Annotated in this window: 15 protein-coding genes; all 15 read left to right on the top strand. The window is 27.9% G+C overall.

The annotated features are described in order from the left end of the window. Window position 1 precedes the first annotated feature (1 nt). The 15 genes from rfbG (at window position 2) to OIU80_RS03170 (ending at window position 15,086) form a co-directional block, all read left to right on the top strand. Window positions 2-1,081 (top strand): CDP-glucose 4,6-dehydratase, encoded by a 1,080-nt coding sequence (rfbG, locus tag OIU80_RS03240; RefSeq protein ID WP_264285650.1) that lies wholly within the window; start codon window positions 2-4, stop codon window positions 1,079-1,081. After that, a complete protein-coding gene (locus OIU80_RS03235; RefSeq protein ID WP_264285649.1) occupies window positions 1,074-1,946 on the top strand; it encodes an NAD-dependent epimerase/dehydratase family protein in 873 nt (290 codons plus the stop codon). The genes rfbG and OIU80_RS03235 overlap by 8 nt, the downstream gene beginning before the upstream one ends. A gap of 37 nt (window positions 1,947-1,983) precedes the next feature. Next, the gene (rfbH, locus tag OIU80_RS03230; RefSeq protein ID WP_264285648.1) at window positions 1,984-3,288 is read left to right on the top strand and encodes a lipopolysaccharide biosynthesis protein RfbH; all 1,305 of its coding nucleotides are present in this window, start codon (window positions 1,984-1,986) and stop codon (window positions 3,286-3,288) included. A gap of 4 nt (window positions 3,289-3,292) precedes the next feature. After that, on the top strand, window positions 3,293-4,312 hold the full coding sequence (locus OIU80_RS03225) for a GDP-mannose 4,6-dehydratase (RefSeq protein ID WP_264285647.1): 1,020 nt from the start codon (window positions 3,293-3,295) through the stop codon (window positions 4,310-4,312). A gap of 1 nt (window position 4,313) precedes the next feature. After that, window positions 4,314-5,654 carry an oligosaccharide flippase family protein gene (locus OIU80_RS03220; RefSeq protein WP_264285646.1) on the top strand — a complete coding sequence of 447 codons (1,341 nt, stop codon included), beginning with the start codon at window positions 4,314-4,316 and terminating at the stop codon, window positions 5,652-5,654. Continuing rightward, the gene (locus OIU80_RS03215) at window positions 5,647-6,558 is read left to right on the top strand and encodes a glycosyltransferase family 2 protein (protein WP_264285645.1); all 912 of its coding nucleotides are present in this window, start codon (window positions 5,647-5,649) and stop codon (window positions 6,556-6,558) included. The genes OIU80_RS03220 and OIU80_RS03215 overlap by 8 nt, the downstream gene beginning before the upstream one ends. A 39-nt stretch (window positions 6,559-6,597) precedes the next feature. Then, entirely contained in the window at window positions 6,598-7,353 is a 756-nt protein-coding gene (locus OIU80_RS03210; protein WP_264285644.1) for a glycosyltransferase family 2 protein, read from the top strand. A 37-nt stretch (window positions 7,354-7,390) separates the two neighbouring features. After that, on the top strand, window positions 7,391-8,089 hold the full coding sequence (locus OIU80_RS03205) for an acyltransferase (protein WP_264285643.1): 699 nt from the start codon (window positions 7,391-7,393) through the stop codon (window positions 8,087-8,089). A 198-nt stretch (window positions 8,090-8,287) separates the two neighbouring features. Next, window positions 8,288-9,202 carry a hypothetical protein gene (locus tag OIU80_RS03200; protein WP_264285642.1) on the top strand — a complete coding sequence of 305 codons (915 nt, stop codon included), beginning with the start codon at window positions 8,288-8,290 and terminating at the stop codon, window positions 9,200-9,202. Window positions 9,203-9,212: 10 nt separating this feature from the next. Next, on the top strand, window positions 9,213-10,421 hold the full coding sequence (locus tag OIU80_RS03195; protein ID WP_264285641.1) for an O-antigen polymerase: 1,209 nt from the start codon (window positions 9,213-9,215) through the stop codon (window positions 10,419-10,421). After that, the gene (locus OIU80_RS03190) at window positions 10,418-11,173 is read left to right on the top strand and encodes a glycosyltransferase family 2 protein (protein WP_264285640.1); all 756 of its coding nucleotides are present in this window, start codon (window positions 10,418-10,420) and stop codon (window positions 11,171-11,173) included. The genes OIU80_RS03195 and OIU80_RS03190 overlap by 4 nt, the downstream gene beginning before the upstream one ends. 3 nt (window positions 11,174-11,176) lie before the next feature. Continuing rightward, window positions 11,177-12,028 (top strand): DUF6492 family protein, encoded by an 852-nt coding sequence (locus OIU80_RS03185; protein ID WP_264285639.1) that lies wholly within the window; start codon window positions 11,177-11,179, stop codon window positions 12,026-12,028. 6 nt (window positions 12,029-12,034) lie between these two features. After that, window positions 12,035-13,165, top strand: coding sequence for a glycosyltransferase (locus OIU80_RS03180; RefSeq protein ID WP_264285638.1), 1,131 nt, complete (start codon window positions 12,035-12,037; stop codon window positions 13,163-13,165). A 203-nt stretch (window positions 13,166-13,368) separates the two neighbouring features. After that, on the top strand, window positions 13,369-14,184 hold the full coding sequence (locus OIU80_RS03175) for a glycosyltransferase (protein WP_264285637.1): 816 nt from the start codon (window positions 13,369-13,371) through the stop codon (window positions 14,182-14,184). After that, window positions 14,184-15,086 carry an NAD-dependent epimerase/dehydratase family protein gene (locus OIU80_RS03170; protein ID WP_264285636.1) on the top strand — a complete coding sequence of 301 codons (903 nt, stop codon included), beginning with the start codon at window positions 14,184-14,186 and terminating at the stop codon, window positions 15,084-15,086. The genes OIU80_RS03175 and OIU80_RS03170 overlap by 1 nt, the downstream gene beginning before the upstream one ends. The last annotated feature ends 4 nt before the right edge of the window (window positions 15,087-15,090 follow it).

Genomic DNA, 15,090 nt, shown 5'->3' with positions numbered 1-15,090 from the left:
GATGTTAAATAAATTAGAAAATACATATAAAGGGAAGAAAGTATTCTTAACGGGACATACTGGTTTTAAAGGAGCTTGGATGTTAAAAACTTTATCACTACTAGGAGCAGATATTAAAGGTTATGCACTTGAGCCAAAAACTAAAGAAGATCTTTTTTATCTTATTAATGGAAATGAAATATGTGATTCAGTTATAGATGATTTAAGAAATAAAAAACGTTTAGAGGATGAAATTATGGATTTTCAGCCTGACTTTGTTTTTCATCTTGCCGCACAACCGTTAGTTCGTTTGTCATATGATATTCCTGCAGAAACTTTTGAAGTAAACGTGATTGGTACAGCAAATGTTTTAGATGCAGTTCACTTACTAAATAAAAAATGTGAAGTAATATTAATTACTACTGATAAAGTATATCATAATAATGAATGGATTTATCCTTACCGTGAAAATGATAGATTAGGTGGTTATGATCCTTACAGTGCTAGTAAAGCTTGTGCTGAATTAGTTATTGATTCTTATAGGAATTCTTTTTTTAATATAAAGAACTATAATATTCATAAAAAAGGCATTGCTGTTGCAAGAGCCGGAAATGTAATTGGCGGAGGAGATTGGTCAAAGGATCGTTTAATACCTGATATTGTAAAAGCTTTGGCAGCAGAAAAACCTGTTAGTATACGTAATCCTCAATCTGTGCGTCCATGGCAACATGTATTGGAGCCGGTAGTTGGTTATTTATTGTTAGGAGCACATTTAATGAAAGAACCTCAGAAATACAGTCAAGCTTATAATTTTGGACCACAATTATCAGATTCTTTACCAGTAGCAGCAATGTTAAAATTAGCTATACAAAGTTGGGGAAAAGGAGAGTATGTTGTTGAAAATATTGAGAGACAACCACATGAAGCTGGATTATTGAAATTGGATATTAGTAAAGCTATTGTTGAATTGAACTGGCATCCTAGAATGAATGCTGAACAAGCAGTAAGCATGACAATGGATTGGTATAGAGAGTTTTTTATGAATAAAGAAAGTATCTCTGAATATATTGCTTTTCAGATTAATAAATTTTTAAATGAATAGTCATATTTTAATTACAGGAAGTACTGGATACTTAGGGAGTCATCTTACAGAAGCGCTTTTGAAAAAAGGATATACAATTTCGATTTTAGTAAGAGCGAATTCATCTATGTTAAGATTAAATTCATTTGAAAAAAAATTGAATCTAGTAAAAATTGAAGATTTAGACTTTTTTTTTTTAAAGGAACAGATAGAGGGAATTATTCATGTTGCTACAAATTATGGACGAAAAGGTGAGAGTCTTTCAGACATAATAACTTCAAATTTATCTTTACCTATAAAATTGCTTGAATTGGCAATACAAAATAAAGTCAGATTCTTTATAAATACTGATACTTCTTTACCTGAAAATTTGAATTATTATTCATTATCAAAGGCACAGTTTAGAGCTTGGCTTAAAATGAAGTCGAATGAATTAAAAATAATTAATGTAATTCCTGAATATTTTTATGGTCCAAATGACGATGATACAAAGTTCATTTCTGGAATATTGCGTAAGTTGAAAGGAAATGTTGAATCTATTGATTTAAGTGAAGGAATTCAAAAAAGAGATTTTGTATATATAGATGATGTTATTGCGGCTTATATGTGTGTGATTAAGCATTTAGATAAATTTAGCCAATTTACAAACATTCCATTAGGATCAGCAACAACAATAAGTTTGAGAAGTTTGGTTGAATTAATCAAAAAAAAATCTAATAACAAGTTAACAAAACTTAACTTCGGAATAATCCCAATGCGAGAAGGTGATGTAATGGAATCAAAAGTTGATATATCATTTTTACTTGGTCTAGGCTGGGAGCCAATTATAAATATCGAAGAGGGATTAAATAGAATAATTGATATAGAATTTAAAAACAACAAGTAATTTTATTTTTAAGTAAATAATAAATACGACAGAGAATATGTTAAAAAATATACAAGATGTTTCTTTACAGGATAGTTTGAGAGCAATCGCAAAAGTAAAAACAACTCAGGTAATTATAGCGGGAGAAAATTATATTCCTGTGACAGGAAAAGTATTAGATGAAGAAGATGTTTTAATGGGGGTTGATGCAGCGTTAGATGCTTGGTTAACTGCAGGACGTTTTGCAAATACATTTGAAGAAGATTTTGCAAAATATTTTGGAGCACATAAGGCTTTATTAGTTAATTCAGGATCATCCGCAAATTTGGTTGCCTTTTACGCTCTAACTTCTCCAAAATTAGGTGAGCGTGCAATTAAAGCAGGTGATGAAGTGATTACTGTGGCAGCTGGATTCCCTACTACTATAAATCCAATTATTCAATTTGGAGCGATTCCTGTTTTTATCGATGTGGATATTGCAACTCATAATGTAAAAGCAGATATACTTGAGGCTGCTGTTAGTCCTAAAACAAAAGCCATTATGATTGCGCATTCTTTAGGTAATCCTTTTGATTTGGATGAAGTAATGCGTGTTGCAAAAAAATATAATCTTTGGGTAGTAGAGGATGATTGCGATTCGCTTGGTGCTACTTATAAAGGGCAAAAAACTGGAACTTTTGGGGATATTTCGACATTTTCATTCTATCCTGCGCACCACATTACTATGGGTGAAGGAGGAGCTGTATTGATTAATAATCCTATATTATCTAAATTAGCGGAAAGTTTTAGAGATTGGGGAAGAGATTGCTATTGCGAACCAGGTAAAGATAATACTTGTGGGTGCCGATTTGGGCAACAATTAGGAACTTTACCTTATGGATACGACCATAAATATACCTATTCTCATATAGGTTTTAACTTGAAAGTAACCGATATGCAAGCGGCTTTTGGTGTATCGCAAATAAAAAAAATAGATGGTTTTGTGCAAAAACGTAGAGAAAATTATGCGGCTTTGTATGAACGTATGAAAGAGTTTGAAGAGGTATTTATACTTCCAGAACCTACACCAAATTCAGAACCATCTTGGTTTGGGTTTTTATTAACCTTGAGAGAAGGAGATGCCGCAGACCGTCATATGTTAGTACAACATTTGGAAGAGAAAAAAATTGGCACTCGATTGTTGTTTGGTGGTAACTTGTTGCGTCAACCTGCTTATGCGAATATAGAACATAGAGTAGTAGGGGATTTAACAAATACCGATATCATTATGAATCAATCTTTTTGGTTAGGAGTTTGGCCGGGATTAAATGAAACGCATTATGACTACATTGCTAAAGTAATTAGAGATTATTTAAATTCTTAACAATATGAGATATTTAATAACAGGTGGTTGCGGATTTCTAGGGTCTAATTTGGCAGCTGAAGTTTTACAAAGAGGTGATGAACTTTTTGTTTTTGATAATTTATATAGAACAGGTACTGAACAAAATTTAAAATGGTTGAGATCGTTAGGTGAGTTTAAATTTTATCATTCAGATATACGCTCTTATAATGATGTTGAATATGCTATTAGAGATTGTAAACCAGACGTTATTTTTCATCTGGCAGGACAAGTAGCGATGACAACATCATTAGAAAACCCTAGATTTGATTTTGAAGTAAATGTAATTGGAGGAAATAATGTTTTGGAAGTTGTTCGAAAATTTTTACCAGATACTATTGTTACTTATTCTTCAACTAATAAAGTTTATGGAGATTTAGAATGGATTGAATATATAGAATCGGAAACAAGATATAAGGCAAAAGACTTTGAAAAAGGTTTTAATGAAAAAATATCTCTTGATTTTCAATCTCCTTATGGCTGTTCAAAAGGCGCTACTGATCAGTATATGCTTGACTATGCAAAAATGTTTGATTTAAAGACGGTTGTTTTTAGACATTCATCAATTTTTGGAGGGAGGCAATATGCTACTGCAGATCAAGGTTGGATTGGTTGGTTTGTAAAACAAGCTATAGATATTAAAAACGGAACTTTAAAAGATAATTTTACTATATCGGGATCAGGAAAACAAGTAAGGGATGTTCTGTTTGGTGATGATCTTATAAAGTGTTATTTCTCAGCGATTAATTCTATTGAAAAAACAAAAGGTCAAGCATTTAATATTGGTGGAGGTATGTCAAATAGTCTTTCTTTATTAGAGCTTTTTGTAACATTAGAGAAAGAGTTAGATATTGAAATGAAATATACTAATCTGCCTTGGAGAATAAGTGATCAAAAAGTATATGTTGCTGATATAGATAAGGCAAAAGATTATTTTGGTTGGTCACCTTCAATTAATAGTGATGAAGGAGTGAGAAAAATGGTTGATTGGGTAAAAACTATTTAAGATGCTAGATTTTGCAAATTTTGATGCAGATAAACGAACAAAAAACATAAAGCTCCAGATTTACTTTTCTTTTTTTTTAAGAGGAATCTCAATTTTTTTAAGTTTTTTCGTAGTTAGAATAACGTTAGGATATTTAGGGAAAGACCTTTATGGTATATGGATAGTGTTATTGTCGATAATTTCATGGTTATCATTATTTGATATTGGTGTTGGAAATGGTTTAAGAAATAAATTAACAATAACCTTAACTAATAATGACTTACAAGGCTCAAGAGTTTACATTTCAACAGCATATATCATTTTAGCTAGCATTGCTTTTGTTTTGCTTATTTTATTCGGAAGTAGCATTTATCTTGTAAATTGGACCGCTGTTTTTAATAGTAGAATTTTGAGTATTGAAGAGTACAGATTAATGATGTTTTTATTTTTATTTAGCATTGTTTTTTCTTTTGTCTTGGGATTAATAAATTCGATCTTGAATGCATATCAGCAAACAGCAATGACCAATATTATTTCAATTATAACAAATTTTATTTTTATTTTATTTTTGATTGTTTTTAAAACATTTTTTTTGTCTAACATAGTTAAAATTGTATTTATATATTGTGTTTCGTTGGTAGTTAGTCATTTAGTTCTTACTTTTTGGTTTTTTACTAAACATAAGAATGTTGTTCCAAGTCTTTCTTTTTTCTCTAAGTCAAAAATAAAAGATGTCTTGTCTTTGGGAGGTAGTTTTTTTGTAATTCAGATTGCTGTACTACTGATATTTACAGTAGATAATTACATAATATTACAATTGTTAGGCACAGAACAAGTATCAGTATACAATATTGTATATAAATTATTTTCAATTTTTACGATAGCGTTTGGTATCATAATTTCACCATTATGGTCCGCTTTTACAGAGGCCAATGAAAGAAAAGATTTTGTTTGGATGAAATCAGCAATAAAAAAACTTAATTTATTATTTTTAGTTGTTGTTTTAGGATTAATGGTAATGTTATTTGTTTACCAACCAATTTTAGACATTTGGTTGCCTGCAAAGAGTAGGATTACCCCCCCTTTTAATTTAATTATTGCACTTTCTTTTTTTGTTATAATTTCAATATGGAATAATATTTATTCGTTTTTTCTCAACGGATTAGGAATAGTAAGAATACAAGTTCAGACATCAATAATTGGTGCATTGCTGAATGTTCCATTGGCTATTTTTCTTGTAAAGTATTCTAATTTAGGTTTGGTAGGAGTGGTGTATTCAATGTGCTTTAGTTTGGTTATTTTCTCTATTTTTGGCCCAATCGTTACATATAAATTTTTTAAAAACAATCATTGGCATGAATAATTTTGGACCTTTAGTAAGTATAATGATTCCGGTATATAATAGGGAGAATATTATAGGAGAAACTTTAGACTGCGCAATAAATCAAACATATAATAATATTGAAATTATTGTTTCAGATAATTGCAGTACAGATAAAACTTGGTCTATTTTGGAAGAGTATGCTAAAAAAGATGATCGAATTAAAATATATAAAAATGAAATTAATTTAGGACCTGTATTAAATTGGAAAAATTGTATAGACAAAATTCAAGGAGAATATATTAAAATTCTATGGTCAGATGATTTGATGACTAATGATTTTATTCAAAAGACATTGCCATTATTTGATGATGATACTGCTTTTGTAATTACTGGGGTAGAATATTTTGGTGATAAAACTATGTATTCTGAATTTCAAGATGCTTTCCCTCATGTATTATCTACAAAAGTATATCTTTCTGAAAATATATTAAGTAGTAATCAAGCCGAATTTCAGTTGTCACCAGGTTGTGGTATTTTTAGGAGAGATGATTTGAGAAAAAACCTGTTAATTGACGTGCCCAACGAATTTGGTTTGGATTTTAAAAAATACGGTGCTGGGAATGATGTATTGATGTTTATGCTTACAGCCCGAGACTATAAATTCATAAAAATAGTCCCGGAATTACTTTCTAAATTTCGATTTCATCGAGAATCTTTTAGTGTAGAAAATAATCTCGAAAAGTATTATGATTTGGCAAAATATTATTTTGTTAAGGAATTTGATAAAAGATTAATGGCATTTTTTATCTTAAATCAATTTTATAAAAGAAAATCGAGTAGTTTTCATAAAGAGTTTTGGAATACGATCAGAAAGGATTTTAGTGTTATTGATCTTATAAAACATAAATCTTCGAGAGTAATGTTAAAATTATTCAGCAATTAGTCTTTTATTTTTAATTGTAGTAAATCCTTCCCAACGAAAATGAATATGCCATTAATTTCCATTATTACTGTCTGTCGTAACAGTGAAGATTCCATTGAAGCAACAATGATGTCAGTTGTCAGCCAGAGATACCACAATATTGAATATATTATTATTGATGGGTTATCTACTGATAATACATTCGCCATTGCAAATGGCTATCAGGAAAAGTTTAAAGAAAAAGAGATTAAGTTTGTTTGTGTTAGTGAAAAGGACAAAGGGATTTATGATGCAATGAATAAAGGTATTTTTAAAGCTAATGGAGATTGGTTGATCTTTATGAATAGTGGAGATAATTTTTATGATGATCTAGTTTTAAAAAATGTTTTTTCTCAAACTTTTGATAACAATGAAATGGTAATCTATGGAGATACGTTAACAAAAAATGCAAAAACAACTATTAAGCCTCCAAAAAAAATTCAGAAAGAGTTTTTCTTTGCAGAGACAATCTGTCATCAAAGTGTTTTTTTTAAAAAGGAAGCATTTCAAATCGTTGGAATATTTAATTTAAACTATAAAATAATTGCGGATCGAATATGGTTATTAAAAGCCACCATTTTAAAAGTGAAATTTAATTATACTCCAGTAATTTTTAGCATTTGGGATGAGGAGGGATTTTCTAAAGAAAATATCCCTACATACATCAAAGAAAATGACACGTTAAAAAGGATATACTTTTCTGGATTTGAAAGATTTTTATTTGCTTGGAAATTTAGGATATGCCGAGTTTTTACTTTTTTTAAACATAAAACGTAATCATTAACTAATTAAAAATTGAGTTTAAACTAATATAATGGCTATAAAAGATTTTATAATAAATAATCCAATTTTTTTGAATGGCTTTAGAAAAGTTAGGAACTTTTTAAATGGTAGATTAGCCTTTACAAAAAATATAAAGGGAGTTGGGAATAGTCTGGATATCGATTACACCGCTATATGTACTGGTAATAAAATTGATATTGTGGGAAACAACAATCACATTATAATTAGCGATTCTGTAGTGTTGAAAAATGTTGTATTCTACATTCGTGGAAATAATAATAAAATTTATCTTTCTAAAAAAGTCCTTTTTAACCATGGTGGTTCCATTTGGATTGAAGATGATAATGGTGAAGCTATCATTGGTGAAAATTCAACTTTTGAAAACGTACATATTGCGGTTACTGAGCCCAATTCAAAAATTATAATAGGTAAAGATTGTATGTTTGCTAAAGATATTGATATAAGAACAGGAGATTCACATTCTATTTTAGATCAAAGAACGAAAAAACGAATAAACCATGCACAAAATGTTGAAATAGGAGATCATGTTTGGATAGCGTCACATGTTTCTATCTTAAAAGGTTCAGTGGTTTCATCCAATTCTGTTGTAGCAACAAGAGCGGTTGTAGCTGGTAAATTTGAAAAAGAGAATGTTTTACTAGCTGGAATTCCGGCTAAAGTTATTAAAGAAAATGTTAATTGGGATCGAGTAAGAATTTATGACAATTGATTTGGCATTCTCAATTAAGAAAAACTTTAAGATGATTTTGGAGCTTACATGACCAAAAATATTTCTAATTTTGAAAATATAAAAATAAATAAAACAATTTTAAGTTTTTGATAAGTTTTCTCAATAGATATGCAGCTTATAGTAGAAGGATAATAAAAACATGTGTATTTAAAACGCATTTAAAAAAATAGAATAGATATGAAACCTTCAGTAGTTCTTGTTCATGTAGGTGATGTTTTTGCGAGTTATATAAATGATTGTATAGAACAAATTCAAAAGTTTAATGATTGTAATATTTATTTAATTTTGTCTGAGAAACATTTCGAAATGATAAAATCAAAAGTGATTTTGCTATCAATAGAAAATGTTAAAAAAAGTACTAATCATATAGATTTTCTTCGAACTTCAAAAAGAGATGATAATTTTAGAGATGGTTTTTGGAAATCAGTTGTAGAAAGATTTTATTATATTGAAGATGTAATTATAGAGCATAATTTGGAGAACGTTTTTCATTTTGAAAATGACGTTATGATATATTGTGATTTAGAAAAAATGTCAAGAGTTATGAGTCAAAATAAAATTAAGATGGCTGCTCCGTTTGATAATGATTCTAGATGCATTCCTAGTTTTGTTTATTTCAAGGGAAATGAAGTACTTTCTGAGCTAAATAGATTTATGTTTCAGTTTTCAGATTATAATGATATGGAATTAATTGCAATGTTTAATGAAAAATATAGCCTAATAGAGATGTTGCCAGTAATACCGAATGATTATAAAAGGGAATTAAAATCTGTTTCAGGAATAACAGTCAGAAATAAATTAAAATACTTTGAGAATTTTGATAAATTTAAATCAATTTTTGACGCTGCTGCAATAGGACAATATCTGGGAGGGGTTGATTCAAGGAATGTCAAGCCAAATATTTTCTCTAAGTTGCTTAAGCGTAATTCAAAATTTATTAATGAAAGTGCAGTATATAATGTAAGTGACTTTAATTACGTTTGGGAAATAGATGATTTGGGACGAAAGATCCCTTTTTTGACATATAATGGTAAAATGCATAAGATAAGTAATTTACATATCCATTCTAAACAATTAGATCTTTTTAAATAATATTTGTAAAATGACCTATAAAGATTGTTTTAGTTTGATTAAAAAATATTCTTTGCTAATTTTGCTTTGGATTTTTCTTACTAGTACTGCTCCTTGGATTTTTTATAGATGGCCTGGTCATCCATATAAAATTTTGACTTTTATATGTTTGGTGTTTTTTATCCTTTTGCTATCTATAAAAAAAAATAAATTAGCCATGCCTCGGCAAATCATCTTTTTGCTTTTTGTACAAATAGCATTTTATTTTTTGATGTTAATCTATCATAGCGATGTTGCTAATTTTAACTTAATAGTTCAGTTAATATCTTTCTTAATAACCATACTGTATATTAAGTATTTTTTAGGTTTTGAATTATTTGTTAAATCATTTATTTATATAGTTTTGATTACCGGTATAGGAGGTGTTCTAGTTTTTTTTACACATTTATTAATTGGAGTAACTCCTTTTTTTGTAGTTTCATATGGAACCGATAATTCTTTTTTTTTAGGTCTCACTACGACTAATATTTTTATTGACGTAGGGTCGATTAGAATGATGAGATTTGCTGGTTTTTTTGATGAACCAGGAACCTTTGGTCTTTATGCACTTTACGCTATTATTTTAAACAAGGTTTATTTTAAAAATGTGAAAATTGAATTTTTACTTATTTTAATAACTATTTTTACGTTTTCAGTGGCATTTTATTTTGCGATAACTGTTTATGTTTTTTTCTTCTATTTCAATAAAAAAAATATAGGAGGTTTTTTTGCTTTTTTCTCTATTCTAATTTTATTTTATGTAATTCTGATTAATTTTGATAGTCCAATAGTAGACAAGATTAACGAAATGTCATTTTCTAGATTAGAAGAGACTTCTACTGATTTTTCTAATTCTAATAGAGGTGAGTTAGTTGTAAATGATTTCAAACTCTTTAGTGAAAGCCCTATTTTAGGAGTAGGTTATTCTAATCCAAAAATTTCAGGATCTAATTTTTTCTCTATTTTTGCAAGATTTGGAATTATAGGCTCCATTTTTTACTACCTACTATTTATATATCTTTTTTGGGCCATTATAAAAATAAAGTCCTTTTATTATTTTAAATTTTTTGTAGTTCTATTAATTTCATTAATGCATAGACCTGAATTTTCAAGTCTTTTATCATTACTTATTTTTTATTGTCTAATATACTTTTTAGAAAATTTAAAAACATCTAAACACTCTTATTCTCCTATAACGTGAAATTTCCCAAAATAACAATCATTATTGCTACATACAATATTGAAAATACTTTAGAACAAACAATTCATTCTGTACTTATTCAAACTTATTCTAATATTGAGTTGGTTATAATTGATGGTAGTTCAACAGATGGTACTTTAGAAATTATAAAAAAATATGAAAAAATATTTGATGGGAGATTAAAATATATTTCGGAGAAAGATAAAGGTATTTATGATGCTTGGAATAAAGGGATACTACTTTCAACTGGTGATTGGATTACTTTTTTAGGTGCGGATGATTTTCTGTTGCAGGATTTTTGTATGAACTACTATAATGTTATAAATAATAATCAAGAGGTAAATTTTATTTCAGCAATGAATGCACTGGTAACAGAAGATATAAAGCCGATACGATTTTATGGCAAGCCCTTTAATAAAAATTTTAAAAAATATTGTACTATAGCACATGTTGGAAGTTTGCATCATAAATCTTTGTTTTTACGCTTTGGAAAGTTTGATATAAATTTTTTAATTGCTGGAGATTATGATTTTTTACTCAGAGCTAGACGGGAAATTGTTCCATATTTTTTACCTAAACTTAATGTAATTGTTAGAGATGGTGGAATCAGTAATAATAATGTAATAAAAGTATTTAAGGAGCAAATGAAGGCAAAAGTTCAAAATAATGCAAGGATGACTACTTTGTGTTATTACGACTTTTATATAGCTTTTTTAAAATATCAATTGAGGAAAATTTTAAATTCAATTTAAAAAATGTTAGACATTGTATATGTAACAAAAATAGATCATCTATATACGTTAAAGTTAAGTATCATTAAGATTTTAGAACTTTATGAAGTTAATTCGATATATATAGTTACAGATAGGAAGTATTTTAAATTCTTCAATTTTAATGTTTCAGTTAAAATAATTCTTATCGATCAAAACGAGGTTTTACCAAATATGATAAAATCAGATTTGGAAAGCTTAGAATTGCCTTTTTTTCCAAAAAGATCAGGATGGTATTTTCAACAATTATTAAAGTTAGGAGTTTCAAATATAGATTCCTTAAATGAAAACTATATTGTTATTGACGCTGATACAGTTTTTTTGAACCACATCTCTTTTATAAATGAAAAAAATCAATTTGTTTTTTTGAAAGCCACAGAATTTCATGAACCATATTTTGAAAATTACAAGGTTTTATTGAATGAAGAACCTAATAGAGAATTTTCTTTTATTTCTCAATATATGGTTTTTAATAAAATGATTGTTAAAGAATTTTTTGCTCATATCGAAAAACAATTTAAGAATACTTCAACTTGGAATTGGACAATTATGAATAATTTAAAAGGTAATGATGGAAGTTTGTTTAGCGAATATGAAACTTATGGACATTATATTAAAAATCATTATCCAGAAAAGTGTGTCTTTATTACTAAGAAGTGGCTTAGAGATGGTTCTGTTTATTTAAAAACTACTTCCCCATCCTTGAATGATGTAAATAAATTTTCTGAGGAATACTGTTTAGTATCGTTCGAATTAAAGTCTTCAGGTTATTTAAATAAATTAAGAAAGACTTTCTTTCATAAATTTTATCCTTATTATAATTATTTATTCAATTAAAATTAAATGAAACTTTTAATAAACGCATCTACACTTAGTGGTACTGGTGTTACTCAAGTGGCAGTATCTTTTATAACAGAATGTATTAATATACCATCAAACGAATATCATGTTTTTTTGAGTAAGACAGTTTCAAATGAAATTGATAAATTACAGTTTCCTAATAATTTTTTCTTTTATCTTATTGAATCACATCCCCTATATGGACTAAAAGGGTTTCAAATTAGAAAAAAAATAAAAATATTAGAAAAAAAGATAAAACCAGATTGTGTTTTTAGCGTTTTTGGGCCTTCATATTGGACACCATCATGTCCACATTTGATGGGATATGCATATCCTCATTATGTTTATCCTGAATCTCCTTTGTTTAAAAATATTTCTTTTGGCGAAATTATTAAAAGAAAAATATTTAAAGTTATCCATACTTATTTTTTAAAAAGAAATGGTAATCATTATGTTTGCGAGACGGAAGATGTTTCTCAACGATTAACTGAGCTTTTAAATTGTAATAAAAATAATGTATTTACAGCAACTAACACTTATAATAATTATTTTAACAATCCTGATTTTTCTGACGGTAGATTATTGCCTATTAAGGAGCAAAATGAATATCGTTTTCTGAGTTTATGTTCATTTGCACCCCATAAAAATATTACTATATTAAATAAAGTAGTTCCTTTATTAAATAAAATGAAACTTAAAATAAATATAAAATTTGTTTTAACTATAGATGAATTATCTTTTGAAAAACATTTTGAAAAACATACCAAAGATTCTATTATTAATATAGGAAGAATTGATGTTGCCAAATGTCCGAAATTATATTATGAATGTGATGCTCTTTTTTTGCCCACAACGCTTGAGTGTTTCTCAGCTAATTATCCAGAGGCTATGAAAATGAAAAGACCAATTTTGACTTCTAATTTGTCATTTGCAACTACTGTGTGTAAAGATGCTGCGTTATATTTTGATCCATATAATGAAAATGAAATTGTTTCTGCAATAATAACCATAGTTAATGATTTAAATATTAGAGAAAATTTAATTAGGAATGGAGAAAAAAATTTATCTTCATTTTTAACTTCAAAACAGAGGACAGAAAAATATCTGCAAATTTGTGAAAGTATGATTAAATAAAGAATTGTTCATAAGAGATAATTTCTTATCTAAATATTTTGAGTTTGGAATTAGAAAAGCAAAGTATTATTTATAGATATGTAGTTTGGTTAATTACAAATGATATATTTTGAATATTGGCATTATTGATGAACAGGATAGAGAGGCTTTAATTTTATATAATAAAAGTTTCAATTACAGAAGCTATAAAATTTGATTTGAGAATGTTAATTACCGCTAGTATTGTACTTTATAATAACGATAAATTTGAGTTAGGAAAAACTATTTCTAGTATTTTAGATACTGAACAAAAAGTGATGCTTTATTTGATTGATAATTCAGAATTAGATGATTTAAAAATATTTAAAGATTTTGATAATAGAATTAAATATATACACAATCCATCTAATCCAGGATTTGGAGCTGCACATAATATTGCTATTAAAAGTGCAATTGAAACCAATGGGGAGTATCATTTTATTGTGAATCCTGATATTTATTTTGATGGAGACATAATATCAGTAATGATATCTTATATGAAGAGTGATAAAACAATTGGAATGATGATGCCTCAAATTTTAAATTTGGATGGGAGTGTTCAAAATTTGCCGAAATTATTACCAACTCCATTAAGTATTTTATGGAGAAAAGTAAAAAAACCTAATAAAGCTTATCAGAAATTTATTAATCAATATGAATTAAGAGAAATTCCCAAAAAAACAATTTATAATGCTCCAATTCTCTCGGGCTGTTTTACATTATTAAACTTGAATGCTATAGAAAAAGTTGGAGGATATGATGGTAAATTTTTTATGTATTTCGAAGATTGGGATTTATCTCGTAGAGTTCACCAATATTATAAAACTATTTATTTCCCATTAGTTTCAGTTTATCATGGATACGAATCAGGAGCAAATAAAAATAGAAGGTTATTTAAAATTTTTATAAATTCTGCAATAATATATTTTAATAAATGGGGCTGGTTTTTTGATTTAGAAAGAAGTAAAATAAATAATAAAGCACTATCTCAGTTTAAATAATGAAAATAGCTATAACTGGTACTTCGGGATTTGTAGGTTTAAATTTGTATGATTGTTTAAAAACGGATTATGAAGTGATACCAATGAGTGTTCGATATAAGATTGGTCAATGTTTTGATATTCAAGAGGATATAGTTATACACTTAGCGGGTAAGGCTCACGATTTAAAAAATGTATCAAATCCTAAAGATTATTATGAAGCTAATTTTGAATTGACAAAACAACTATTTGATGCTTTTCTTATATCTAAAGCTAGCGTATTTGTTTTTATGAGTACAGTGAAGGCAGTTTCAGATAAAGTAGATGGAGTTTTGACAGAAGAAAGTATTACGAATCCCAAAACTCATTATGGTATTGCAAAATATCAAGCTGAACAGTATATTTTAAATAAGAAAATTCCTAAAGATAAGAGAGTCTATATTCTTAGACCATGTATGATTCATGGTCAAGGGAATAAAGGGAATCTAAATCTATTATATAAACTTGTTGACAAAGGTTTTCCTTGGCCGTTAGGTGCTTTTGAGAATAAGCGATCATTTTTGAGTATAGAAAATCTTTGTTTTGTTATTAAGGAATTAATTATTAATAAGAGTATTCAATCTGGAGTGTATAATTTAGCAGATGATGAGCCAGTATCTACAAATGAATTGATAAAATTACTAGCGGAATGTTTAGGAAAAAAATCAAGAATATGGAAGATTAATTCTTCTTTGATCAAATTTGTAGCAAAACAAGGAGATTATTTATTTTTACCTCTAAATTCAGAGCGTTTACATAAATTGACCGAGAACTATATAGTTAGTAATGATAAAATTGTTAAAGCGATGAGTATGGCTTTGCCTATACAAGGTAATGAGGGGTTAATAAAAACTTTTAACTCATTTAAAGAAAAGATAAAATAAAAAA

It is taken from the genome of Flavobacterium frigoritolerans (assembly GCF_025847275.1).
GTDB lineage: Bacteria > Bacteroidota > Bacteroidia > Flavobacteriales > Flavobacteriaceae > Flavobacterium > Flavobacterium frigoritolerans.
Note: the sequence above shows the minus strand (reverse complement) of the source record. Positions and strands in the feature narration are given on the sequence as shown.

Excerpts from the sequence above, each read along its gene's own strand:
- OIU80_RS03170 (WP_264285636.1), top strand. The coding sequence starts at position 14,184 with ATGAAAATAGCTATAACTGGTACTTCGGGATTTGTAGGTTTAAATTTG.
- rfbG (WP_264285650.1), top strand. The coding sequence starts at position 2 with ATGTTAAATAAATTAGAAAATACATATAAAGGGAAGAAAGTATTCTTA.
- OIU80_RS03235 (WP_264285649.1), top strand. The coding sequence starts at position 1,074 with ATGAATAGTCATATTTTAATTACAGGAAGTACTGGATACTTAGGGAGT.
- OIU80_RS03210 (WP_264285644.1), top strand. The coding sequence starts at position 6,598 with ATGAATATGCCATTAATTTCCATTATTACTGTCTGTCGTAACAGTGAA.
- OIU80_RS03175 (WP_264285637.1), top strand. The coding sequence starts at position 13,369 with ATGTTAATTACCGCTAGTATTGTACTTTATAATAACGATAAATTTGAG.
- rfbH (WP_264285648.1), top strand. The coding sequence starts at position 1,984 with ATGTTAAAAAATATACAAGATGTTTCTTTACAGGATAGTTTGAGAGCA.
- OIU80_RS03215 (WP_264285645.1), top strand. The coding sequence starts at position 5,647 with ATGAATAATTTTGGACCTTTAGTAAGTATAATGATTCCGGTATATAAT.
- OIU80_RS03185 (WP_264285639.1), top strand. The coding sequence starts at position 11,177 with ATGTTAGACATTGTATATGTAACAAAAATAGATCATCTATATACGTTA.
- OIU80_RS03180 (WP_264285638.1), top strand. The coding sequence starts at position 12,035 with ATGAAACTTTTAATAAACGCATCTACACTTAGTGGTACTGGTGTTACT.
- OIU80_RS03205 (WP_264285643.1), top strand. The coding sequence starts at position 7,391 with ATGGCTATAAAAGATTTTATAATAAATAATCCAATTTTTTTGAATGGC.
- OIU80_RS03225 (WP_264285647.1), top strand. The coding sequence starts at position 3,293 with ATGAGATATTTAATAACAGGTGGTTGCGGATTTCTAGGGTCTAATTTG.
- OIU80_RS03195 (WP_264285641.1), top strand. The coding sequence starts at position 9,213 with ATGACCTATAAAGATTGTTTTAGTTTGATTAAAAAATATTCTTTGCTA.
- OIU80_RS03220 (WP_264285646.1), top strand. The coding sequence starts at position 4,314 with ATGCTAGATTTTGCAAATTTTGATGCAGATAAACGAACAAAAAACATA.
- OIU80_RS03200 (WP_264285642.1), top strand. The coding sequence starts at position 8,288 with ATGAAACCTTCAGTAGTTCTTGTTCATGTAGGTGATGTTTTTGCGAGT.